This window comes from Clostridium lamae (assembly GCF_033043255.1).
Taxonomy (GTDB): Bacteria; Bacillota; Clostridia; order Clostridiales; family Clostridiaceae; genus Clostridium; species Clostridium lamae.
This window is the reverse complement of record NZ_JASCQJ010000015.1, coordinates 27203-52061: the sequence shown is the minus strand read 5'-3', so window position 1 is coordinate 52061 and position 24859 is coordinate 27203. Positions and strand designations below refer to the sequence as shown.

The following is a 24859-nucleotide window of genomic DNA, read 5'->3' as shown; positions in this document are numbered from 1 at the left end:
ATATAATGTATAAAGCTCTAGTTGTTGATGATGAAGAGATGATACGAAATGGAATATGTAAATATATTAAGCTTAGTGAATTAAAAATAAGTGAAGTTAAAATGGCATCATCAGGAATTGAAGCATTAAGATTAATGGAAAAAGAAAAGTTTGATATTATGATAACTGATATTTGTATGGGTGAAATGGATGGATTATCTTTGGTGAAAAGGGTAAATTCATTAAATGAAAAAACTAGAATAATAGTTTTAACTGGTTATGATAATTTTGAATATGCTCAAAAATGCTGCAAAATGCAAGTAGATGACTATATATTAAAACCTGTAGATGAAATAGAATTAAAAAATACAATAATTAAATTAATAGAAGATTTAGATGGTGAGAGAAAAGAGTATTTCAATGAAAAAATAAATAATAGAATAAAGGGAGTAGCAGAGCAATTAAAGATTGAACAAACTATGCAAAATATTATTTATGAAAAAGTAAAGATAGACAATGGAATAGAACTACTAGAATATTGTAATTTAGAAGAAAAAGTACAAGTTGCAATAGTAGTCCCATTTATAGATGATAATCCAATGTGGAAACAACATTTTGAATTATTAAATTTATCATTAAAAAATGCATGTATAGAATTTTTTGATTCTAATAAAGAAGGAATAACCTTTGAAGATAAAAATAAAAATATAGTAATTGCCATGTTCTTAGGAGATAACATAAAAAAAGCAAGTGAAAAAATAGAAAGCTTAGGTGAGTATTTAAAAAATGAGTATAATATTAAGCTTAAAATAATACTCGGGAGTATAGTAAAGGGTTTAAGTAAAATTAATATATCTTATAATGATGCATTTTTATTATTAAATAAAGAAAAGTCAATTAATTTAGATGAACATATTGAGAAAGGTTTAAACTTATTTAATAATAAGATACAAAAAATTAAGAATACAATAATGGAAAATATAGATAACTTAGAGAAGGTAATGGATACTTTTCAAGCTTATATAGATATAGTTAAAATCTATAATTTATCTAATTCATTAGTGAAGAAAACATGCTTCGATATCGGATGTGGAGTATATTTTTCTTGTATAAGTAAGAATATAGAAATTAAAGATAATATCTTTAATTCATTTTTAATATCTCTTCAGAATTGTAATATAGATGATGAAGTGAAAATAACAAGAGATTTTATTTTAAATCTTCTCAAAGCAGATATAGGAGCAAGTCATGAGATAATACGAAAGGCTAAATTGTATATTAATGTACACTTAAATGAAGAAATTTCAGTTTATAGTATTGCAGAAATGCTTTATTTAACTCCAACATATTTTTCAAAGTTATTCAAGAATATAACAGGAGAAGGTTGTAATAGTTATATTATACGTAAGCGTACAGAAAAGGCAAAATCACTATTAAATACGACTGGTATGAAGACAAGAGAAATCGCGTCTTTAGTTGGATATAAAGATACTAATTATTTTTCTCTAGCATTTAAAAAACAAACTGGAATGTCCCCAACTGAGTACAGAGATAACCTAGTGAAAAATCAAAAATTCACTTTAAATAAATTATATTAAAAATTACCATTGTTTGAGCGAATGCGAGTTATGGTAATTTAGGGATTTTCAATAACCTAATTATTAAAAATTAGATTTCATTTAACTCAATTTAAAGATATAAAAAATCACATTATGAGAAGGTACTCATTATTACAAGGTATTAGAGTTTTATAACTTATTTAATTATAATGATGACATTTAACTCAGTTGATATAAAAAAGAAAGAGATTTTATGGAGAGTAGTATTATCATAAACTGTTGGAGTTTTATAATTCTATGTTTCAAAAGACCGTTAAGAATTACCATTGTTTGAGTGAAACGAGTTATGGTAATTTAGGGATTTTGAATAAATAGAATTATAAAAACTCCCAGTGAAATGATACTAACTACTTGAAATACAATCTCTTTCTTTTATTTAAATGAGTTAAATGAAGCATCAGAAGGCATTCGCCAATCACCACGTGGACTCAATGAGATACTACCAACCTTTGGACCATCAGGTAATGCACTTCTCTTAAATTGTTGAGTAAAGAATCTATAAATAAATTTATCTAACCATTTTTGTATTTCTTCTTTACTATAGTCATTTTTAAAGGCTTCTTCTGCTAAGAATTGAATTCTTTCCTTAGAAGAACCATGTTTAATAAAATGATATAAGAAAAAGTCATGTAATTCATAAGGACCAATTATATCTTCTGTTTTTTGAGCTATTTCTCCTTTATCATCTTTAGGAAGCAATTCTGGACTAACAGGAGTATCTAGTATATCTAATAATGTTTCAGATACTTCTTTAGTTGATTCCTTTTCAGCTACATATCTAACTAAGTATCTAACTAAAGTTTTTGGAATAGATGGATTAACAGAATACATACTCATATGATCTCCATTATAAGTACACCATCCAAGAGCAAGTTCTGAAAGGTCTCCAGTACCAATTAATAGTCCACCTTCCTTATTAGCTATATCCATAAGGATTTGAGTTCTTTCTCTTGCTTGAACATTTTCGTAAGTAACATCATGAATATCTTTATCATGACCTATATCTTCAAAATGTTGTAATGCCGCTTTTACTATATTTATTTCTCTTAAATCGCAACCAAGTTCTTTACATAGTGTCAAAGCATTATTGTAGGTTCTATCAGTTGTTCCAAATCCAGGCATTGTAATGGTAATGATATTTTTGTTATCTATACCTAAAAGTTTAAAGGTTTTTACAACTACAAGTAGTGCTAAGGTAGAATCAAGTCCACCAGATATACCTATAACAGCTTTTTTCAAATTAGTATGTTCCATTCTCTTTGCTAGTGCAGAAGCTTGAATACTAAATATTTCTTTGCATCTTTCTTCTCTTTGTTTTGCATTAGAAGGCACAAATGGATGCTTATCTATATATCTATCAAAATTATCTATCGTATTTTCGTTATAATTAAAGTTAATTATTTTGGCATCAAAAGGTGTAATCCTTGAAGCATCTCTATAACTTATGTTTTTAAGTCTTTCACTATTTAATTTAAATATATCTATATATGAATAAATAACTTCATTATCTCTTTGGAATCTTTCATTTTCCTTAAGCATTGTTCCGTTTTCAGCAATAAGTAGATGACCACTAAATAGTAAATCTGTGGTTGATTCATGAACTCCAGCTGAAGAGTAAATATATGCAGACATACATCTAGCACTTTGATTTGAAATTAAAGATTCTCTATAATCTTTTTTACTTACTAGCTCATTAGAAGCAGATAAATTTCCTATAATATTTGCTCCTAAAAGTGAAAGATAAGAACTAGGAGGAATAGTAACCCAAAGATCTTCACAAACTTCAAATCCAAATGTGTACTTACAAGAATTAAAGATTAAGTTAGTTCCAAAAGGTACATCTTTTTGAAAATCAAAATCAACTTTTTCATCAATTATGCCAAGACCTTCACTAAACCAACGTTTTTCATAAAATTCACTATAATTTGGAATATATGATTTTGGAACAATTCCAAGTAATTTTCCATTAAATATTATGTAGGCACAATTAAATAATACATTTTTAAAGTTTAGAGGAGCTCCTACAGCTATTAACATATCTAAGTTAGAACTTTTTTCAATTATTTTATTAATAGCTAAATTTGCTTTTTCTAAAAGGCTATATTGCATAAATAAATCACCACAGCTATATGAAGTAACGCATAATTCTGGGAAAACTATGGCTTTTGCTTTATTTTTAGATGCTTCCTCTAAGCATAAAAGTATATTTTCTAAATTATATTCAATATCTGCTACACGAGTAATAGGACATGCAGCAGCAACTTTTATAAAATTCATAAAATCTCTCCAATCTAAATAGTAATAATAATATTTTAACTCTTTTAAGATAATAAATTCAAAACTACTATTTAAATAATAAAAGGAAAACTATAGAAAATCAATGATAATAGAAGAAAAGAGATAAAAAACTAAATAATAAGGTTTAAAATACTATATAATAAGATAAAATAAATATTGAAAAAGGTTTTAAAATATAATATAATAAATTTATAAAATAAAGGAATTTCAAGTTTTTTCTAAAAATGATATAATATAAATATATAAAAGGAGGGGGAATATGGGCATAGTAATTTTATGGATTATCATAGCAGCAGTAGCAATTCTAATAGATATTGCAACAAGTAGCTTTTTATTTGTTTGGTTTACTGTAGGAGCAATTGCAGCTATGATAGCAGAAGTGTTAGGGATATCATTTGGTGTTCAGGTTATTATTTTCTTAGTAGTAAATTTAATTACAGTTTCACTTGGATATCCTTGGGCTAAGAAAAAGTTTAAAACATCAGTTAAAAGAACACCTTTAATGGAGGAAACCTATATCGGAAGAGTTATGAAAGCTGAAGATGATATAGAGAAAAGAGCAAAAGTTAAAGTTGACGGAATTTATTGGACTGTACAAAATACAGGTGCAGAAATTAAAGCTGGAGATAACTTTAAGATTATAGGAATAGATGGCATAAAATTAATTATAGAGAAAGAGGAGGAAATTTAAATGGATAGTATAATTGGATTAGTTATTTTGGGAGTGATAATACTTTTTATTCTAGTTACAATTTTATCATCAATAAAGATAGTAAATACAGGATACTTATATGTAGTAGAAAGATTTGGTCAATATCATAAGACATTAGAACCAGGATGGCATTTCATGATTCCTTTTGCAGACTTTGTAAGAAAAAAGGTTTCAACAAAGCAACAAATATTAGATGTTCCACCACAATCAGTTATTACTAAGGATAACGTTAAAATATCAGTTGATAATGTTATTTTCTATAAACTTTTAAATGCAAAAGATGCAGTATATAATATAGAAGATTTTAGATCAGGTATAGTATATTCAGCAACAACTAATATGAGAAATATCTTAGGTAATATGTCCTTAGATGAAATTTTATCAGGTAGAGATAAAATTAACCAAGATCTTTTAAGTATAATAGATGAAGTTACAGATGCATATGGTATAAAAATTCTTTCAGTTGAAATTAAGAATATTATTCCACCTGGAGAAATACAAGAGGCTATGGAAAAGCAAATGAAGGCTGAAAGAAATAAGAGAGCAATGATTCTTGAAGCTGAAGGGCAAAGACAATCTCAAATAGAAAAGGCTGAAGGGGAAAAGCAAGCTAAGATTCTTGCAGCTGAAGCTGAAAAACAAGCAAATATTAGAAGAGCTGAAGGTTTAAAAGAATCTCAATTACTTGAAGCAGAAGGTAAAGCTAAAGCTATAGAAGAAATATCCATAGCAGAAGCAGAAGCTATAAGGAAGGTAAATAAGGCAATTATAGAATCAGGTACTAACGAAACAATTATTGCCTTAAAGCAAGTTGAAGCTCTTAAAGAAATGGCTAATAATCCTGCTAATAAGCTTATATTACCAAATGAAACATTATCTTCACTTGGAAGTATTGCTGCAATCGGAGAAATGTTAAAAGGAAATAATTAAGTTTTTAACTTTTAAATTAATAATAAGAATTTACGATGAATTTTATTCTTAAGTATAAAATTAGCTAAAGACTCCTATTAATAGGAGTCTTTTTTTAAAATTAAGATAGTATATGTATATTTATTTTTTATAAAAGGGAGAAGAGGGTATGTATCTATATAATGAAACACCTATCATTAATAATCGCAATTTTTCTTGGTATTTTTGGTTTCATTAAAATAAATTATTTGTAATAATTTTATTTTTATTTCAAAAGATATAATAGAATATGAATTTATCTGGAGAAATAAATTATGAAAAGTTTTATAAAAAATAAAAAAATAAAATCCTTATTATTAGTATTAATTATAGTATTAGTATTAGTGAATACAAGTATTTATAATAAGTTTATATTAGTTGAAGCTAAAAAGAATAGTAATAATTATAATAGGGAGTTAGCTAGAGAATATGCAATTAAATGGGCTATGTCAGTTAATAAAAAATATTATAATTATATAAATGACGGTGGAGATTGTACTAATTTTGTATCTCAAGTTTTAAGAGCTGGAGGTATGGAGTTTGTAGGTACTAAGAAAAATGCTACAAGCATTAATTCTTGGTTTTACTATTCGTCTGATTTACCCAATAGAACTTCTACATGGACTTCTGCTAATGCATTTAACTTACATTTTGGTAAGGAAGGGAAAAGAGTATATAAATATAGAGAGTATAAAATTGAAGATGCTTTAAAAAAATGGGATGATATTTATTCAAGCATATATGCTGGAGATATTGTTCAATATTCAAGGCCTAATAATATAGCATTTCATTCTCAAGCAATTACTGATGTAATAGATAATGATACAATATATTTTAGCCAGCATTCCAATTCAATAGAAAATTTCTATAAGAATGGTAATTTAAAATACTATTTATTAGGAAAACCAAATGATTATAATTTATTAGTATATAATATTAAAGAAGAAAAAAGTTTAAATAATGGAATGAGAAATAAGGCTTTAGAAACTGAAAAAAATTATAATAAAGAGCTAAAAGAAGCTATTGAAATAATCAGAATAAGTATAGAAGATACAAGATTTGATAATAAAGATTATAAAAATGAAGAAACGGATGAATTCATAAATAAAATGGAAAAAAGAGTTGAAGATATTGAATTACAAATGAATATGCGTTCAAGATCATCAAAAGAATTATTGGAATCATTAATGGATAGAAATGGACTCTAAGTAAAATAAAAAAAATATAAGTTTTAAGAATATAAAATAAGGAAATTGACAAAAATAAAGATGACCTTAAGGGGTTACGTAGGTTTCTTTGCCGGTGGTATATGCTGCCGGTATTTTTTATGAAATTATACATAGGATTGCCATGTGAGTAAGCTTTTTTAATTCCTAAATTCACTATTTTTATTCAAAATAAATTTAAATTTATGTAGATTTCTTTTGGCAAATATGATATTATATTTACGTAGTCAATGTGACTAAAAAATAATTGTTTAAAGATTTTGATAGATAATGATATTCTCCGTTATAGAGATTAATATTACTATAATAGTCTTTAAAATGGAGGGTTTAAAAATGGAAGATAAGAAAATATTATGTAAAGATTGCGGAAACGAATTTGTGTTCACAGTTGGAGAACAAGAATTCTACAAAGAAAAAGGATTCGATAACGAACCAGTAAGATGTCCAGCTTGTAGAAAAGCTAGAAAAGCTCAAAACAATAGAAGATAGTTAGTTAGACTGTAGGGTTACCTACAGTCTTTTTTGATTTTATAGAGATTTACGTATATGAGTTATTTCATATCTAAATTAGTAGGTATAAAAATATTATCCTATGAATAGTCTTCATAATTCCGAATGAAATGAGGAATTATTACCTTCAGTATAGAAGGAGATAAATATTATATGACGGTGACTTGGAACGAAGTGACGGAATAAGGAATATAATATTTATCTCCTTTTTTATTTATAGCCATAAGTTGAGGTTCTAGTAGCATTTAGAGCCTTATTTACATTAGCCAAAGTATCTTGAATTAATTGTTTATTATTATCTTTTTCTACAGTGTCAATTGCATCATGTAATAGTTCTTGAGCATGTGTAATACTAGTCAGTGCTAGTTTTAATTCATCTTTAGCATTAGGTTTATGTCCCATAAAAAACACTCCTTTTACTCTTTATAATTTCTTAAAGCTTCTTGAGTAGAATCAACAGCGCTACTTACAGCTTTAAGAGCCTCATGAATCTCATTTCTATTATAAGATTCTTCAGCATTTAAGTAGGCAGTATTTAAATGATTTTCACAATTACAAAGCTCTTCTAAAGTTAATTTTAAATTATCTTTTGCGTTTCTTTTCATAATATAACACCACCTTTTTAATGTCTTTATTAGTATTCCTAGAAAATAAAAATAAATGACAGGTATTAAATAAATTTTGTAGCTAAAAGTGGAATGAAAAGGATGTTAGATTCTGACTAAAATACTAAATGAAAAGTCTAATGTTCGGATAAGGTAGATTTAATTATAAAAAAATTGAGGCAAAAGTTGACAATGATATGATAAGGTGTTAATCTTAAGATATAAATACGAAAGAATATTTTAAAATATAAAATAATGTTCGGATTCAATCGTATGACTTTGGAGGTGTGAAGATTCACAATGAAATGTATATTTGTAGAAAAAAAGAAGGGTTATGATATAGAAGGGAAAAGTTTACTAGATGATTTTAGAATTAATCTAGAAATAAGTTCATTAAATTCAGTAAGGATAATTAATAAATATACATTAGGAGAAGTTGAAGAAAAAGATTATAAAAAAGCTATATATACAATTTTTTCAGAAAAAACATCGGATATATTATATGAAAATAGCTTTAATATTAAAAAAGATGAAATTGCTTTTGGTGTTGAGTATATACCAGGGCAGTATGATCAAAGAGCGGATTCAGCCTCTGAATGTTACCAAATATTAACTTCAGGTGAAAAGATTGAGGTTAAGTGGACAAAAATAATAGTTCTAGGTGGAGAAATTACTAAAGAAGAAGTTGAAAAAGTCAAGAGATACTATATAAATCCTGTTGATTCAAGAGAAGTAAGTATAAATGATTTAGAATTATCATCTAAACCGCCTAAACCCAAAAATGTAGGCGTTGTAAAGGGATTTATTAATAAAACAGATGAAGAAATAAATGAGTTACATAGAAAAATGGGATTAGCCATGAGTTTAGATGATATTAAGCTTATTAGGAATTATTTTAAAAGTGAACAAAGAGATCCAAGTATTACAGAGATAAAGGTTATAGATACTTATTGGTCAGATCACTGTAGACATACTACTTTTTCAACAGCAATAGAAAATGTGAGTATTGAAGAAGGAATTTATACAAATCCAATAATGAAGTCCTACAATGCATATTTAAAATCAAGAGATTTTGTATATGAAGATAAAGATAAAGACAAAACACTTATGGATATTGCTGTTATTACTATGAAAGAAATGAGAAAAAGAGGACTTTTACACGATTTAGATGTATCAGATGAAATTAATGCATGCTCAATAAAGGTTAACATTGAAACTAATATGGGGAATCAAGAGTATTTAGTAATGTTCAAGAATGAAACACATAATCATCCTACCGAAATTGAACCTTTTGGAGGAGCAGCTACCTGTCTTGGTGGAGCTATTAGAGATCCTTTGTCAGGAAGAACATATGTATATCAAGCTATGAGAGTTACTGGATGTGCAGATCCAACAGTTAGTGTTGAAAAAACTTTGAAGGGAAAACTTCCTCAAAGAACTATAACATTAGGAGCAGCACATGGATATAGCTCCTATGGAAATCAAATAGGGCTTTCTACAGGACAAGTTGCTGAAGTTTATCATCCAAATTATGTTGCAAAAAGAATGGAAATTGGTGCAGTAATAGCAGCTGCCCCTATAGAAAATGTAGTTAGAGAAGAGCCTAAGCTAGGGGATGTTGTAATTTTGTTAGGTGGACGAACTGGTAGAGATGGCTTAGGAGGAGCAACAGGATCTTCTAAGGAACATACTGAGGAATCTATAAATGAATGTGGCGCAGAAGTTCAAAAAGGAAATCCAGTAACAGAAAGAAAAATTCAAAGATTATTTAGGAATAAAGAAGTAACTAGAATGATAAAAAGATGTAATGATTTTGGGGCTGGTGGAGTATCTGTAGCAATTGGAGAATTAACTAGAGGATTAGATATAGATTTAGATAAGGTACCTAAAAAATATGATGGATTAGATGGAACGGAAATTGCAATTTCTGAATCCCAAGAGAGAATGGCAGTAGTAATTAATAAAGAAAATGAAAAGAAATTTATAGAGTTAGCTAAGAAAGAAAATTTAGAAGCGGTAAAGGTTGCTGTTGTCACAGAGTCAGAAAGACTTAGGATGTTTTGGAGAGGTCAAAATATAGTTGATATAAAAAGAGAATTCTTAGATACCAATGGAGCAACGCAGACTACAAATGTAAAAGTAAAAGCTCCAGAAAAATATCCTTTTTTAATTAAGGAAGAGTTAAATGTAAAAGAAGAGTGGATTAATACATTAAGAAAGTTAAATGTAGCATCACAACAAGGTTTAGTAGAGAGATTTGATTCAACAATTGGTGCTGGAACAGTACTTATGCCTTTTGGTGGAAAATATCAAAAGACACCAGCAGAAGGGATGGCAGCAAAGATTACAGTATTAAACGGAGAGAGTAAAGATGCTACATTAATGACATTCGGATTTAATCCAGAAATGGGAATGTGGAGTCCGTATCATATGGCATATTATTCTATTATCGAGGCTATTACAAAGCTTTCAGCTATGGGTGGGAATTATAAAAAGGCTAGACTTACATTACAAGAGTATTTTGAGAGATTAGGAAAAAATGAGACTAAATGGGGAAAACCATTTGCAGCTTTACTTGGAGCTTATCAAGCTCAAATGGATTTAGGAATACCTGCAATTGGAGGGAAAGATTCTATGTCAGGAACCTTTGGAGAGATAGATGTTCCACCATCACTTGTTGCATTTGCAGTAGATGTTGAAAAGGCAGAAAATATTATTTCTCCAGAGTTTAAAAATATAGATTCTAAATTAGTGCTATTAATAGCAAAGAAAAATGATGATATGACACTAAAGGTAAATCAGTTTAAAGAAAACTTAGATAGACTAAATAATTTAATCTTAGATAAAAAAGTTATATCTGCTTCAGCAATAAAATTTGGGGGATTAGTAGAAGCAATAACAAAAATGTCTTTAGGAAATAAAATTGGGGTAGAAATTGAAGAGTTAAATAAAGAAGAATTGTTTGGACTAAACTATGGAAGCTTATTATTAGAAGTAAAAAAAGATGTGGACATAGATAAAGAATTTGAAGGTTGCGCTTATAAAGTAATAGGTAGAACAATAGAAAATGGGGCTATAATTTTAAATAAATATGATATTAACTTTAATATAGACTTTTTAGAAGAAGTATTAGAAGAAAAATTATTAAAAGTTTTTAAGATAAAAACTGAAAAGAAAAATGAAATTATTAAAACAGATTTATTTGAAGCTAAAGAAATAAAGAAACCAATGATTAAGATAGCTAAACCAAGAGTCTTCATACCAATATTTCCAGGCACAAATTGTGAATATGATAGTGCTAGAGCTTTTAAAAGAGAAGGGGCAGAAGTTACTGAAATAATTTTTAATAATATGAACAAGGAGCTTTTACATGAATCTATTTTAAGTATGGAAAAATCAATTAGAGAAAGTCAAATTATTATGTTGCCAGGAGGGTTTTCAGCAGGTGATGAACCAGATGGATCAGGTAAATTTATAGCAAATGTATTTAGAAATGAAAGAATTAAAGATGCTGTAATGGACTTGCTAAAAAATAGAGATGGATTAATGCTAGGTATATGCAATGGCTTCCAAGCACTTATTAAGTTAGGATTAGTACCTTATGGAGAAATAGTTGATATAGAAGGTGATATGGCAACATTAACATATAACGAAATTAATAGACATATGAGTTCAATAATTAGAACAAGAATTACATCTAATAAATCACCATGGTTTAGAGAGGTGAATGTTTCTGACATACATTCAATTGCTATTTCTCATGGAGAAGGAAGATTTGTAGCACCAAAAGAGTTACTAAAAAATTTAGAAGCAAATGGACAAATAGCAACTCAATATGTTGATTTAGACGGAAATATATCTATGGATATGCCATATAATCCTAATGGTTCAATGTTAGCAATTGAAGGAATAACGAGTCCAGATGGAAGAGTCCTTGGTAAGATGGGGCATTCAGAAAGAATAGGAGACAATCTCTATAAAAATATACCAGGAAACTTCGATCAAAAGATATTTAAATCTGGAGTGAATTACTATAAGTAAGGCTCCAAATCTATGATTTGGCTTAGCCGAACTTACACCTAAGAACGAATGTGAGTAGGTGCTACCTATAATAATGCATAATGCGTAATGCAAAATGCATAATTAAGGAATAAACTCCTGGGGAGTTTAGGAAAATGAAAAAATGAAGATTCTCTTTTGCATACGCAAAAGAGAAATGAAAGAATGAAATAGGGATTAGCATTTTTGATAAAGCGAAATCAGCATGAAGAAATGAAATAATTAATGTTTAAATTCCTTAAATTTATAAATTTTCATAATTCAGCTTGCCTGAATTATTTCAACAATTATGCATTATCAATTATGCATTAATAATTAATAAAAGGGTGGTTTTTATATGAAAGTAGCAATATTCTTTGGAAGTAAATCTGATACTGATGTGATGAAGGGAGCTGCAAATTGCTTAAGAGAGTTTGATATTGATTTTCAAGCATATATATTATCAGCGCACAGAGTTCCTGAAAAACTAACTGAAACATTAAGAGAAGCAGAAGAAATTGGATGTGAAGTAGTTATTGCAGGAGCAGGTCTTGCAGCACATTTACCAGGTGTTATAGCTTCTCAAACAACTATGCCAGTTATAGGTGTTCCAATTAATGGGGCTGTTGAAGGGGTAGATTCTTTATTTTCAATAGTTCAAATGCCTAAATCAATTCCAGTAGCTACAGTAGGAATAAATAACAGTTATAACGCTGGCATGCTTGCAGTTCAAATGCTTGCTATAAAGGATGAATCTTTAAGAGAAAAATTAAAACAATTTAGATTAGATATGAAAAAGAAATTTATAGAAGAAAATGGACAAGGAGTAGAGTTATAATGAAAAAATTAGAAATGTTATATGAAGGAAAAGCAAAGAAAATATATGCTACAGATAAGGAAGATGAAGTTATAGTTTTTTATAAAGATGATGCTACTGCTTTTAACGGTGAGAAAAAAGGACAAATAGAAGATAAAGGTGAGTTAAATAACTCAATAACTTCAATGATATTTGAAATGTTAAATGAAAAGGGAATTAAAACACATTTCATTAAAAAATTGAATGATAGAGAACAATTATGTAAGAAAGTTGAGATAGTTCCATTAGAAGTTATAGTTAGAAATGTAGCGGCTGGTTCAATGGCTAAGAGGTTAGGATTAGAAGAAGGATACGAACTAAAAACAACAGTGTTTGAATTATCATACAAAGATGACTCCCTTGGAGATCCATTAATTAATGATTATCATGCAGTTGGAATAGGTGCAACTACATTTGAGGAATTAAATGAAATTTATGAAATTACTGCTAAGATCAATGAAATACTAAAGGAATTATTCATTAAACAAAATATTAGACTAATAGATTTTAAATTGGAATTTGGTAGATATAATGGGGAAGTATTATTAGCAGATGAAATATCACCAGATACATGTAGATTTTGGGATGCAACTACAGGGGAAAAACTAGATAAAGATAGGTTTAGAAGAGACCTTGGAAATGTAAAAGATGCTTATGTGGAAATATTAAATAGAATACAGAAATAATGCATAATGCGTAATGCATAATTAAGGTAATAACTCAGCATAGCTGAGTTATTAAAATTCAATTTTCAGAAATTCAGCAAGGCTGAATTTCAACAATAATTATCCATTATGCATTATTCATTATTAATTAAAGTTGGGGGTGTTTTTTTGAACTCTAAATTAGATTTTGATCTTAGTAATGATAAATTTAGAGAAGAGTGTGGTGTTTTTGGAGTTTATTCAAATAAATCTTTTGATGTTTCATCTATGATATATTATGGATTATATGCATTACAACATAGAGGACAAGAGAGTGCTGGGATAGCAATTTCAAATGGAGAATCAATTGATATTCATAAGGGTATGGGACTTATTACAGAGGCTTTTACTAGTGAAAATTTAATTAAGCTCAAAGGAAATATTGGGATTGGGCATGTTAGGTATTCAACTTGTGGTGATACTAGGATTGAAAATGCTCAGCCACTGCTTAGTCAGTCGAAGCTTGGGTCTATAGCTATGGCTCATAATGGGACTTTAGTAAATGCAGATGTAATAAGAGAATTATTAGAAGATGGAGGGCATATTTTTCAAACTTCTATAGACTCAGAAGTAATAGCTACTTTAATAGCAAGAGGTGCTAAAAAGGGAATAGAGAGAGCGATATTTGATGCTATCCAAGCTGTAAGAGGCTCTTTTGCAATGGTAATACTAACTGAAGATAAACTTATAGGTGTTAGAGATCCTCATGGAATAAGACCTTTATGCCTTGGGAAAATAGAGGATGGATATGTTTTATCATCAGAAAGTTGCGCATTAGATGCAATAGGGGCAGAGTTGGTTAGAGATATTGAGCCAGGTGAAATTATAATAATAGATAATAATGGAATTAAATCTTATAAGTATTCTGAAAATACTCAATGTCAAACATGTGCCTTTGAATATATATATTTTGCTAGACCAGACTCTATTATAGATGGGCTTGATGTTCATTATTCAAGAGTAAGAGCTGGTGAAGAATTATATAAAGAACATAAAATAGAGGCAGATATAGTTGTAGCTGTTCCAGATTCGGGCATACCAGCAGCTATTGGATATTCAAAAGCATCAGGAGTACCTTATGACACAGGTTTTATAAAAAATAGATATGTAGGAAGAACCTTCATAACTCCATCTCAAGAAATTAGAGAAAAAGCTGTAGCAGTTAAGTTAAACCCATTAAAAGTAAATATAGATGGTAAAAGAGTTATATTAATTGATGATTCTATAGTAAGAGGAACTACTTCAAAGTATTTGGTAGATTCCTTAAGACGAGCAGGTGCTAAAGAAGTACATTTTTTAGTTGCTTCTCCAATAGTAAAATTTCCATGTTATTTTGGAATAGATACTCCATATAGAAGTGAATTAATTGGAGCAAAAAAATCTATAGAAGAAATTAGAGAAGCCATAGGAGCAGATACACTTAGTTATTTAAGTATGGAAGGAATGTATAGATGCTTCAAAAAGGATTGTGGATATTGTGTTGGATGCTTTAATGGTATTTATCCAGTAGCAACTCCAATAGAAGGAGCAAAATAACTCTGAAAGGTAGTGTGTGAAATGATAACTTATAAAGAAGCAGGAGTTAATATAGAAGAGGGATATAGATCAGTAAAATTAATAAAAGAATATGCAAGTAGGACCATGAGTGAATATGTATTGAATGGTCTTGGAAGTTTTGCAGGGATGGTTGAACTTCCTGAAGGATATAAAAAGCCAGTTTTAGTATCAGGAACAGATGGAGTAGGAACAAAACTTGATATTGCATTTAAAACTAAAAAATATGATACCGTTGGTATAGATTGTGTAGCTATGTGCGTTAATGATATTTTATGTCATGGGGCTAAGCCATTATTTTTTCTTGATTATATAGCATGTGGAAAGCTTGAAGCAGAAGTGGCAGCTGATTTAGTTAAAGGAGTTTCAGAGGGATGCGTACAAGGTGATTGTGCTTTAATTGGTGGGGAGACAGCAGAAATGCCAGGGTTTTATAGAGCTGGAGAATACGATATGGCTGGATTTGCAGTTGGAATAGTGGATAAAGATAAGATAATTAATGGAAAAAATATCAAAGTGGGAGATAAGTTAATTGGAATTGCATCTTCAGGATTACATTCAAATGGATACTCTTTAGTAAGAAAGTTATTTACAGATTTAAATGAAGAGATAGATGGAAAAGAAGCATGGAAAACATTGATAACACCTACAAAGATTTATGTGAAGCCAATTTTAAAATTACTAGAAAGATTTGAAATAAAGGGAATGGCTCACATTACAGGGGGAGGATTTATTGAAAATATTCCAAGAATGTTTAATGAAGAAGGGTTAACAGCGGTTATAAAGAAAGATAGTTATCCATTACCTTTAGTATTTGAGAAAATAATTGAAAAAGGTGTTGATAAGAATCATATGTATAATACATTCAATATGGGGATTGGATTTGTATTATGTGTTAATGAAGAAGATGTGGATAGCATTAAAAAAGCGTTAATTGAAATGGGAGAAAAAGCTTATGAAATAGGCTATATAACATCTGGAGGTGAAGGCTATTGTTTAAGATAGCAGTACTTGCATCTGGGGGAGGTACAAACCTTCAATCAATTATAGATTCTATAGATAATGGAACATTAAATTGTAAAATAGAAATGGTTATAGGAAGTAGAGAAGGAATATATGCACTAGAAAGAGCAAAAATTAAGGGGATAAAAAATTATATAATATCTAAATATGAGTATGGAAATAAAACATGCGATAAAATTCTAGAATTAACTAAGGGGAAAGTTGATTTAATAGTTTTAGCAGGCTATCTATCAATCCTTCAAGGCGATATATTAAAAGAATTTAAAGATAAAATAATTAATATTCATCCATCATTAATACCAAGTTTTTGTGGACCTAAGATGTATGGATTAAAAGTACATGAGGCAGTAATAAATTCAGGAGTTAAATTTACAGGATGTACAGTGCACTTTGTTAATGAAGAAGTTGATGGCGGAGCAATAATTCTTCAAGAAGTAGTACCAGTATATTTTGAAGATACAAAAGAAGAATTACAGAAAAGAGTATTAGAAAAAGAACATAAATTATTGCCTAAGGCAATTGATTTAATAAGCAAAAATAAAGTGGAAATTATAAATGGAAAAACAAGAATAAGTTAATAGTTAATAGTGAAGAAGTAATAGATGTAAAATGAAAGAAATTCCGAAGGAATTTCAACAATAATTACGCATTACGCATTATGCATTATCCATTAATTAGGAGGGGTTTTTATGATAAAGAGGGCTTTAGTTAGTGTTTTCGATAAAGAGGGAATTTTAGACTTTTCTAAGTTTTTGCAAGAAAAAGGAGTGGAAGTGATATCTACTGGTGGGACATATAAGCATCTTAAGGAAAATGGCATTAAAGTAATAGAAGTTAATGAGGTTACTAATTTTCCGGAAATGTTAGATGGAAGAGTAAAGACACTTCACCCATATATCCATGCTGGTATTCTTGCTATAAGAGACAATGAAGAACATATGAAGACAATTAAGGAACGAAATATAGAAACAATAGATATGGTTATAGTAAATTTATATCCTTTCTTCCAAAAGGTTAGAGAAGATTTAAGCTTTGATGAAAAAGTAGAATTTATTGATATTGGTGGACCGACTATGCTTAGAGCAGCTGCTAAAAACTTTAAAGATGTCGTTGTAATATCTGATAAAGATGACTATAAAGTAGTTATGAAGGAAATTGATGAAACTGGAGATGTTTCAGTAAAATTAAGAAAGAAATTAGCAGGAAAAGTATTTAATTTAATTAGTGCTTATGATGCGGCTATATCAAATTTCTTACTTGAAGATGAAGAATATCCAGAATATCTTTCTATTTCATATAAGAAAAAACAAAGCTTAAGATATGGAGAGAATCCACATCAAAGTGCAGCTTATTATAGCTCTAATGAATTTGATGGAGCAATGAACAGTTTTGAAATATTGAATGGTAAGGAATTATCTTATAATAATATAAAAGATTTAGATATTGCTTGGAAGGTTGCATGTGAATTTGAAGAAGTTTCCTGTTGTGGCCTTAAACATAATACTCCTTGTGGAGTTGCTATAGGGAAAACACCTTTTGAAGTTTATAAAAAAGCTCATGATGCAGATCCAACATCAATATTTGGGGGAATAGTTGCGATAAATAGAAAAGTAGATAAAGAAACAGCAGAAGAAATGATTAAAACATTTTTAGAAGTGGTAGCAGCAACAGATTACGATGAAGATGCTTTAGAAATATTAAGAGGTAAAAAGAATTTAAGAGTAATAAAATGTACTAATAAACCAAAAGCTCAAAAGTATATGGTAACTGTAGATGGTGGTATTTTAGTTCAAGAAGAGGATTATAAATTAATTGATGATTTAAAAGTAGTTACTGAAAAAGTTCCAACTGCTGAAGAAATGAAAGATTTAATATTTGGAATGAAGGTAGTTAAATATGTAAAATCTAATGCGATAGTTACAATAAAAGATGGAGTAGCAATTGGAATTGGTGGTGGACAAGTTAATAGAATATGGGCTACAGAAGAAGCACTTCAAAGAGGTGAGGGGGCTTATGTATTAGCATCAGATGCTTTCTTCCCATTTAGAGATGTAGTAGATGAATGTGCGAAGAACGGAATAAAAGCTATAATTCAGCCGGGTGGTTCAATTAGAGACCAAGAATCTATAGATGCGTGTAATGAGCATGGAATAGCCATGGTGTTTACAGGAATAAGACACTTCAAGCACTAATCGAAGATTAGTGCAATTAATAATGCATAATGCATAATTGATAATTGTGGAAATAACTCAACAGAGTTGAGTTATTAAATTTAAGAAATTCCTTAGGAATTTCATCATTAATTATGCATTATGCATTACGCATTATTCATTAATTATAGGGGGGTATTTGATGAAAATATTATTAATTGGTTCTGGTGGTAGGGAGCATGCATTAGCTTGGAAATTTGCTAAGAATAATAGGGTGGAAAAAATATATGTAGCTCCTGGCAATGGGGGAACTGCTATAGAATCTAAATGTGAAAATATAAATATAGGTATAAATGATATAGATGAACTTATTGAATTTGCTTTAAATAATTCAATTGATTTAACAGTGGTTGGGCCGGAAGAACCTTTAACTAAGGGGATAGTAGATAAGTTTAACGCTAAAGGACTTAAGATTTTTGGACCAAGTGAGAGAGCAGCAAAGCTTGAAGGAAGTAAGAGTTTTTCAAAGGATTTTATGAAAAAATATGGGGTTAAAACTGCTGAATACGAAGTGTTTTATGATTCTGCTAAAGCTTTGGATTATTTAGAAGAATGTAATTATCCAATAGTAATTAAGGCAGATGGATTAGCAGCAGGTAAAGGTGTTTCTATTTGTGAAAATAAAGAAGAAGCAATAAATACAATAAAATCATTTATGATAGATGATATTTTTAAAGGCGCTGGAGAAAAAATAGTGATAGAAGAATTTTTAGAAGGAGTTGAAGCATCAATTCTTTCAATTACTGATGGAAAGAATATTATTCCATTTATCTCAGCAAAGGATCATAAACAAATTTTTGATGGAGGCAAGGGTCCGAACACCGGAGGGATGGGTGTTTTAGCACCAAATCCATATGTGACGAATGAGGTTTTAAAAGAATTTGAAGAAAATATTATGAATAGAACCTTAGTTGGTATAAAAGAAGAAGGGTTTGATTTTAAAGGTATTATATTTTTTGGCTTAATGATAACTAAGAAAGGTGTATATCTTTTAGAATATAATGTAAGAATGGGAGATCCAGAGACTCAATCTGTTCTTAATTTGATGGAAAGTGATTTACTTGAACTTATAGAAGCATCATTAATAGAAGAACTACATAATGTAGAAATTAAATGGAAGACTGGTACTTGTGTAAATATTGTATTAGTTTCAAAAGGTTATCCGGGAAGTTTTACAAAAGGATATGAAATAAAAATAGATGAAGAAGTAAAGAATAAAGTTTTTTTAGCTGGTGCGAAGATTGAAGATGAAGTTTTAAAAACAGATGGTGGAAGAGTACTTTCGGTTATTGGAGTAGGTGAAACTATTGATAGTGCACGAGAGGATGCATATAGGGCAATCAAAAAAATTCAGTTCAAAGATAGATATTTTAGAAAAGATATAGGACTATTATAATATAAAGTTGAAAATGTAGAGCTACTGTTTCACTAATATTTGAAAATAGAATAATATTAAAAATAAAAAATATTGTAATAAATAATAAGATTTTTCTCAATAATATAAATGAGTTACAAAAGTAATTATAAATAACTATAAAAAATTATTGGAGGAAAGTATGAATAGAGAAAATAGAAATCAAGCTTATTCTAGAGCTAAGGAAATGATGATAGCGGGTGAGTCTTGGGATAAAATAATGGAAGAAACGAGACTAAGACAAAAGGATTTAAAGAGAATTCAAGCTTCAGAAATAAGTCCTAAGTTTTAGATAACGATATGTCTAAAAAATTTCGGTTTTAGTTAATATGCTATAAAATTAGGGTTGTCGTAGGCAACTCTAATTTTTTTTATAAGATGAAATGAAGCTTAGTTAAATAATAAACTCTATAATTATAGTAAAATATATGGAGAAGTAAAAGGAAGGTTGATATAATCACTATAGTATAAATGAAAAGGAGTTATATTTTATGAAATATTATTTAGCACCAATGGAAGGAATTACAGGACATGTATATAGAAATTCTTATAATAAGTATTTTAAGAATATAGATAAATATTTCACCCCTTTTATCGTTCCTAATACAAGTAAAAGTTTTAAAACTAAAGAACTAAGAGATGTTTTGCCCGAGAATAATAAAGGACTAAATGTTGTCCCTCAAATACTTACTAATGATTCTGAAGGATTTATAAACACGTCTAGAAAGTTACAACAATTAGGATATAATGAAGTTAATTTAAATTTAGGGTGTCCATCTGGAACAGTTGTGTCAAAAAATAGAGGGTCAGGTTTTTTAGCGAAAAGGGAAGAGCTTGATAAATTTTTAGATGAAATATTTAAAATTCATGATATGAAAATTTCTATAAAAACTAGAATAGGAAAAGATAGCCCTGATGAATTTTATGAACTTATGAAAATTTATAATAAATATCCTGTAGAGGAATTAATAATTCATCCTAGAACTAGAGAAGATTTCTATGGGAATAAACCAAATTTAGATGTATTTAAAGACGCTTTAAACTTGAGTATTAATCCAGTATGTTATAATGGTGATATTTTTACATCTAAAGATTATGATAATCTTATAGATGATTTTCCAAAAGTAGAGAAAGTGATGTTAGGAAGAGGCATATTAGCTAATCCTGGATTATTAAATGAAATTAAAGATAAGACGTTTTTAGATAAAAATGTATTGAAAGAATTTCATGATGAAATATTAGATAATTATAGGGAAGTTTTTAATGAAGATAAAAATGCTATTTATAGAATGAAAGAGTTATGGGGCTATATGATATATATTTTTTCTGATAATAAAAAATATATAAAAAGAATAAAAAAGGCTCAGAGGATTGAGGATTATAATGAAGCAGTTTTAAGTTTATTTAGAGAAGCAGATATAATAAAAGGTGCTGGTCTTTTTAGTGATAATAAATAATATTAGAAAACCTCCATACAAATAATAGTGTTTATATATTTTTTAACAATTTAAAAGTTAGGTGTTAGCCTAACTTTTTTTTATTAATTATAAAACTTGAAGGGTATAAAAATGCATCTAAAAATAACGTTTGAAGAAAAAAATATAAAAAAGGAAATTTTTTGCATAATATATTTAGAAAGTAAAAAAATAACATTTGAAATATTGTTATTTTAAAAAAAGAGAGTGGATAAATTTACTAATAATAATAAATAGAATATATAAAAAATATGAAATTGTAAATATTTTCAGAAAAAATTGACAATGAATATTACTAGTTTTATAATAATTATTATTAGAAAATATACGAAGTTTGTTAAAGTATCTTTTATTTATACTTTAATATTTGCAGAAAAAGTTTAGCATTTATCAATAATGCAAATGTGTTTTTATAAAACAAAACACTAAAAAAAAGGAGGCAAGGTTATGTTTTTTAAGACTACAGACCAACACGAAGCTTTTCGTGCAAAAATAAGAGAATTTGCAGAGGCGGAAATACGTCCACAGGCATTTTTGTGGGACAAGGAAAGTATTTTTCCAACAGACGTTGTAAAAAAAATAGGTGAAATGGGTGTTATGGGAACTCCTTATCCTAAGGAATATGGCGGCTTAGGCAATGATGTTATAAGTTATGCTATCGCTGTAGAAGAACTTTCAAGAGTTGATGGTGGAACTGGAGTTATTTTATCAGCACATGTATCTTTAGGAAGTTACCCAATATTTGCATTTGGAACTGAAGAACAAAAACTAAAATATTTAGTGCCGTTAGCAAAAGGTGAAAAAATAGGTGCTTTTGGATTAACAGAACCTAATGCAGGAAGTGATGCAGGCGGAACAGAAACAACAGCTGTCTTAGATGGAGATTATTATATTTTAAATGGTAATAAGATATTCATAACTAATGCAGATAAAGCTGATACATATGTTGTATTTGCGGTTACTACCCCAGACATTGGAGTTAAAGGTATAAGTGCATTTATAGTTGAAAAAGGTTGGGATGGATTTACTTTTGGTGATCATTACGACAAACTTGGTATTCGTTCTTCTTCAACTGCAGAATTAGTTTTCAATAATGTTAAGGTTCCAAAGGAAAACTTATTAGGAAAAGAAGGCGAAGGGTTTAAAATAGCTATGCAAACTTTAGATGGTGGGCGTATAGGAATAGCAGCACAAGCTCTAGGAATAGCACAAGGTGCATATGAAAACGCTTTAGCATATGCAAAAGAAAGAATTCAATTTGGAAAACCTATAGCGCAGCAACAAGGTATTTCATTTAAATTAGCAGATATGGCAACTAAAATAAGAGCTGCAAGACTATTGGTATATAGTGCTGCTGACTTAAAAGAACATCATGAATCATATGCTATGGAAGCTGCTATGGCTAAAATGTATGCTTCAGATATATGCTTAGAAGTAGTTAATGATGCATTACAAATCTTTGGTGGATCAGGATACTTAAAAGGTATGGAAGTTGAAAGAGCTTATAGAGATGCTAAGATTTGTACAATTTATGAAGGAACTAATGAAATTCAAAGAGTAGTTATTGCATCACATATAATTGGAAGGATGCCAAAGAATGATAAGAAGGCTAAGAAGAAGGCTGACCCATTGACAGGTGCGCGTAAGAAGGTTATATTTAAGGAAGGTACAGCTAAAGAAAATGTAGACAAGCTTGTTGAGGCGTTAAAGGCTGATGGATATGACTTTACTGTGGGAATTGACATAAACACTCCAATATCAAAGGCCGATCGTGTAGTAAGTGTAGGTAAAGGAATTGGAGAAGAAAGAAATATGGAATTAGCAAAAGCTTTAGCGATTCAAGTGGGTGCTGCTATTGGATCATCACGTCCTGTAGCTGAGTCATTGAAATACTTACCTTTAAATCGTTATGTTGGAATGTCTGGACAAAAATTTAATGGAAATCTTTATATAGCATGCGGTATATCAGGCGCTGGACAACATTTAAAAGGAATTACTGATGCGACAACTATTGTTGCTATCAATAATAATCCGAATGCGCCAATCTTTAAGAATGCGGATTATGGTATAGTTGGCGATATGATGGAAATAATGCCATTATTAACAGCTGCGTTAGATAATGGAGAACCTAAGAAGGAAGCTCCTCCTATGAAGAAGATGAAGAGACAGGTTCCTAAGAAGACTGCACCTACATGGAAGTATCATGTATGTAGTGGTTGTGGATATTTATATGATCCAGCAGTAGGTGATGAGGAAAATGAAGTAGTACCAGAAACTCTATTTGAAGCCCTACCAGAAGAATGGATTTGCCCTGATTGTGGTGAAGAAAAATCTAATTTTATAGAGGCATAATCTTTAGCTAAAGTTTAAATTTTCATAGTCAAAAGGAGGATTAATTTATGTTTTGTGTAAGAAAGGTAACTGAAGACCTTTATTGGGTAGGCGGCAATGATAAACGTCTAGCTCTATTTGAAAATATTCATCCAATTCCAAGAGGAGTTTCATATAACTCATATTTATTATTGGATAAGAAAACAGTATTATTTGATACTGTAGATTGGGCAATATCTAGGCAATTTTTAGAAAATATTGAAGCTGTTTTGAAAGATAGAAAATTAGATTATCTGGTAATAAATCATATGGAACCAGACCATGCAGCTTCTATTGAAGAAATAATTATACGTTATCCAGAAGTAAAAATTATTGCTACAGAAAAAGCATTCTTGTTAATGAGACAATTTGGTTTTAATGTAGATGGAAGAGAAATAGAAGTTAAAGATGGGGATACAAAATCATTTGGTAAACATGAAATTAAATTTATAACTGCGCCTATGGTTCATTGGCCAGAAGTTATGGTTAGTTTTGATACTAAGGATGGAATTCTTTTCTCAGCTGATGCATTTGGTTCTTTTGGAGCATTAGATGGCAAGTTATTTAATGATGAAGTTAATTTTGAACGTGATTGGATTGATGATGCAAGAAGATACTATACTAATATAGTTGGTAAGTATGGTCCTCACGTGCAAGCATTACTTAAAAAAGCAAGTGCTCTTGATATTAAGATGATATGCCCATTACATGGTCCAGTTTGGCGTACAGATTTAGGATATTTTATTGACAAACACGATAAATGGAGTAAGTATGAGCCAGAAGACAAGGCTGTAATGATAGTATATGCATCAATGTATGGAAATACAGAATCAGCAGCGAATGCATTAGCAACTAAGTTTGTTGAAAAAGGAATAACAAATGTAGTTATGTATGATGTATCAAATACTCATGTATCTACATTAATTGCTGAAACATTTAGAGTTAGTCATATTGTTTTAGCATCAGTAACATATAATTTAGGAATTTATCCATTAATGCACAATTACTTAGAAGATATGAAAGCTCTTAACCTAAAAAATAGAACTTTTGCTCTTATTGAAAATGGTTCATGGGCTACTAAGTCAGGTAAGTTAATAGAATCATTCCTAGATGGAATGAAGGGAATGGAAATCTTAGATGACAAGATTTCATTAGTATCTTCAATGAAGGAAGATAATCTTGTAGATATGGATGCGCTTGTTGATGGTGTAATTGAATCTATGAATAAACAATAAAATAATAATACTTATAAAAAGTCTGCAATACTTTATTGCAGACTTTTTTTTATAATAATACACTTAATTATTAGCTTTATTAT

20 protein-coding genes are annotated in these 24859 nt (G+C 29.2%); 17 read left to right on the top strand and 3 right to left on the bottom strand.

Annotated elements, in window-relative coordinates; all coding sequences use genetic code 11:
- Positions 1 to 5 precede the first annotated feature (5 nt).
- A complete protein-coding gene (locus QK892_RS09295) occupies positions 6 to 1577 on the top strand; it encodes a response regulator transcription factor (protein WP_317273270.1) in 1572 nt (523 codons plus the stop codon).
- Between the two features lie 393 nt (positions 1578 to 1970).
- On the opposite strand, the gene QK892_RS09290 is transcribed toward QK892_RS09295, so the two are convergent.
- Positions 1971 to 3875, bottom strand: a complete 1905-nt coding sequence (locus QK892_RS09290) for an NAD(+) synthase (RefSeq protein WP_317273269.1) — start codon at positions 3873 to 3875, stop codon at positions 1971 to 1973.
- Positions 3876 to 4155: 280 nt separating this feature from the next.
- On the opposite strand from QK892_RS09290, the gene QK892_RS09285 reads away from it, so the two are divergent.
- The 4 genes from QK892_RS09285 (at position 4156) to QK892_RS09270 (ending at position 7271) form a co-directional block, all read left to right on the top strand.
- Positions 4156 to 4587, top strand: a complete 432-nt coding sequence (locus QK892_RS09285; protein WP_317273268.1) for an NfeD family protein — start codon at positions 4156 to 4158, stop codon at positions 4585 to 4587.
- Complete coding sequence (locus QK892_RS09280) at positions 4588 to 5538, top strand: SPFH domain-containing protein (RefSeq protein ID WP_394855016.1); 951 nt, start codon at positions 4588 to 4590, stop codon at positions 5536 to 5538.
- A 293-nt stretch (positions 5539 to 5831) separates the two neighbouring features.
- Positions 5832 to 6764 carry an amidase domain-containing protein gene (locus QK892_RS09275; protein WP_317273267.1) on the top strand — a complete coding sequence of 311 codons (933 nt, stop codon included), beginning with the start codon at positions 5832 to 5834 and terminating at the stop codon, positions 6762 to 6764.
- A 351-nt stretch (positions 6765 to 7115) separates the two neighbouring features.
- Positions 7116 to 7271, top strand: a complete 156-nt coding sequence (locus QK892_RS09270; RefSeq protein WP_317273266.1) for a zinc-ribbon domain-containing protein — start codon at positions 7116 to 7118, stop codon at positions 7269 to 7271.
- Positions 7272 to 7502: 231 nt separating this feature from the next.
- On the opposite strand, the gene QK892_RS09265 is transcribed toward QK892_RS09270, so the two are convergent.
- Both QK892_RS09265 and QK892_RS09260 read right to left on the bottom strand, forming a co-directional pair.
- Positions 7503 to 7694, bottom strand: coding sequence for a hypothetical protein (locus tag QK892_RS09265; RefSeq protein WP_317273265.1), 192 nt, complete (start codon positions 7692 to 7694; stop codon positions 7503 to 7505).
- A 14-nt stretch (positions 7695 to 7708) separates the two neighbouring features.
- Positions 7709 to 7897, bottom strand: a complete 189-nt coding sequence (locus QK892_RS09260; RefSeq protein ID WP_317273264.1) for a hypothetical protein — start codon at positions 7895 to 7897, stop codon at positions 7709 to 7711.
- 300 nt (positions 7898 to 8197) lie between these two features.
- Between QK892_RS09260 and QK892_RS09255 the strand changes: the two genes are divergently transcribed.
- From QK892_RS09255 to QK892_RS09200, 12 genes are all read left to right on the top strand, one after another.
- Entirely contained in the window at positions 8198 to 11938 is a 3741-nt protein-coding gene (locus tag QK892_RS09255) for a phosphoribosylformylglycinamidine synthase (RefSeq protein ID WP_317273262.1), read from the top strand.
- A 355-nt stretch (positions 11939 to 12293) separates the two neighbouring features.
- Positions 12294 to 12773 (top strand): 5-(carboxyamino)imidazole ribonucleotide mutase, encoded by a 480-nt coding sequence (purE, locus tag QK892_RS09250; protein ID WP_317273261.1) that lies wholly within the window; start codon positions 12294 to 12296, stop codon positions 12771 to 12773.
- Positions 12773 to 13477, top strand: coding sequence for a phosphoribosylaminoimidazolesuccinocarboxamide synthase (gene purC, locus QK892_RS09245; protein WP_317273260.1), 705 nt, complete (start codon positions 12773 to 12775; stop codon positions 13475 to 13477). Before purE ends, purC begins: the two co-directional genes overlap by 1 nt.
- Before the next feature lie 147 nt (positions 13478 to 13624).
- Positions 13625 to 15031 carry an amidophosphoribosyltransferase gene (gene purF / locus QK892_RS09240; protein WP_394855015.1) on the top strand — a complete coding sequence of 469 codons (1407 nt, stop codon included), beginning with the start codon at positions 13625 to 13627 and terminating at the stop codon, positions 15029 to 15031.
- Between the two features lie 21 nt (positions 15032 to 15052).
- Positions 15053 to 16054, top strand: a complete 1002-nt coding sequence (gene purM, locus QK892_RS09235) for a phosphoribosylformylglycinamidine cyclo-ligase (RefSeq protein ID WP_317273258.1) — start codon at positions 15053 to 15055, stop codon at positions 16052 to 16054.
- Complete coding sequence (gene purN / locus QK892_RS09230) at positions 16042 to 16650, top strand: phosphoribosylglycinamide formyltransferase (RefSeq protein WP_317273257.1); 609 nt, start codon at positions 16042 to 16044, stop codon at positions 16648 to 16650. Before purM ends, purN begins: the two co-directional genes overlap by 13 nt.
- 111 nt (positions 16651 to 16761) lie before the next feature.
- Positions 16762 to 18264, top strand: a complete 1503-nt coding sequence (gene purH, locus QK892_RS09225) for a bifunctional phosphoribosylaminoimidazolecarboxamide formyltransferase/IMP cyclohydrolase (protein ID WP_317273256.1) — start codon at positions 16762 to 16764, stop codon at positions 18262 to 18264.
- A 160-nt stretch (positions 18265 to 18424) separates the two neighbouring features.
- Complete coding sequence (purD, locus tag QK892_RS09220; RefSeq protein WP_317273255.1) at positions 18425 to 19678, top strand: phosphoribosylamine--glycine ligase; 1254 nt, start codon at positions 18425 to 18427, stop codon at positions 19676 to 19678.
- Positions 19679 to 19838: 160 nt separating this feature from the next.
- Complete coding sequence (locus QK892_RS09215) at positions 19839 to 19988, top strand: hypothetical protein (RefSeq protein WP_317273254.1); 150 nt, start codon at positions 19839 to 19841, stop codon at positions 19986 to 19988.
- A gap of 199 nt (positions 19989 to 20187) precedes the next feature.
- The gene (locus QK892_RS09210; RefSeq protein ID WP_317273253.1) at positions 20188 to 21153 is read left to right on the top strand and encodes a tRNA dihydrouridine synthase; all 966 of its coding nucleotides are present in this window, start codon (positions 20188 to 20190) and stop codon (positions 21151 to 21153) included.
- Between the two features lie 465 nt (positions 21154 to 21618).
- Positions 21619 to 23523, top strand: a complete 1905-nt coding sequence (locus tag QK892_RS09205) for an acyl-CoA dehydrogenase family protein (RefSeq protein WP_317273252.1) — start codon at positions 21619 to 21621, stop codon at positions 23521 to 23523.
- 47 nt (positions 23524 to 23570) lie between these two features.
- Positions 23571 to 24776 (top strand): FprA family A-type flavoprotein, encoded by a 1206-nt coding sequence (locus QK892_RS09200; protein WP_317273251.1) that lies wholly within the window; start codon positions 23571 to 23573, stop codon positions 24774 to 24776.
- Positions 24777 to 24859: the final 83 nt, after the last annotated feature.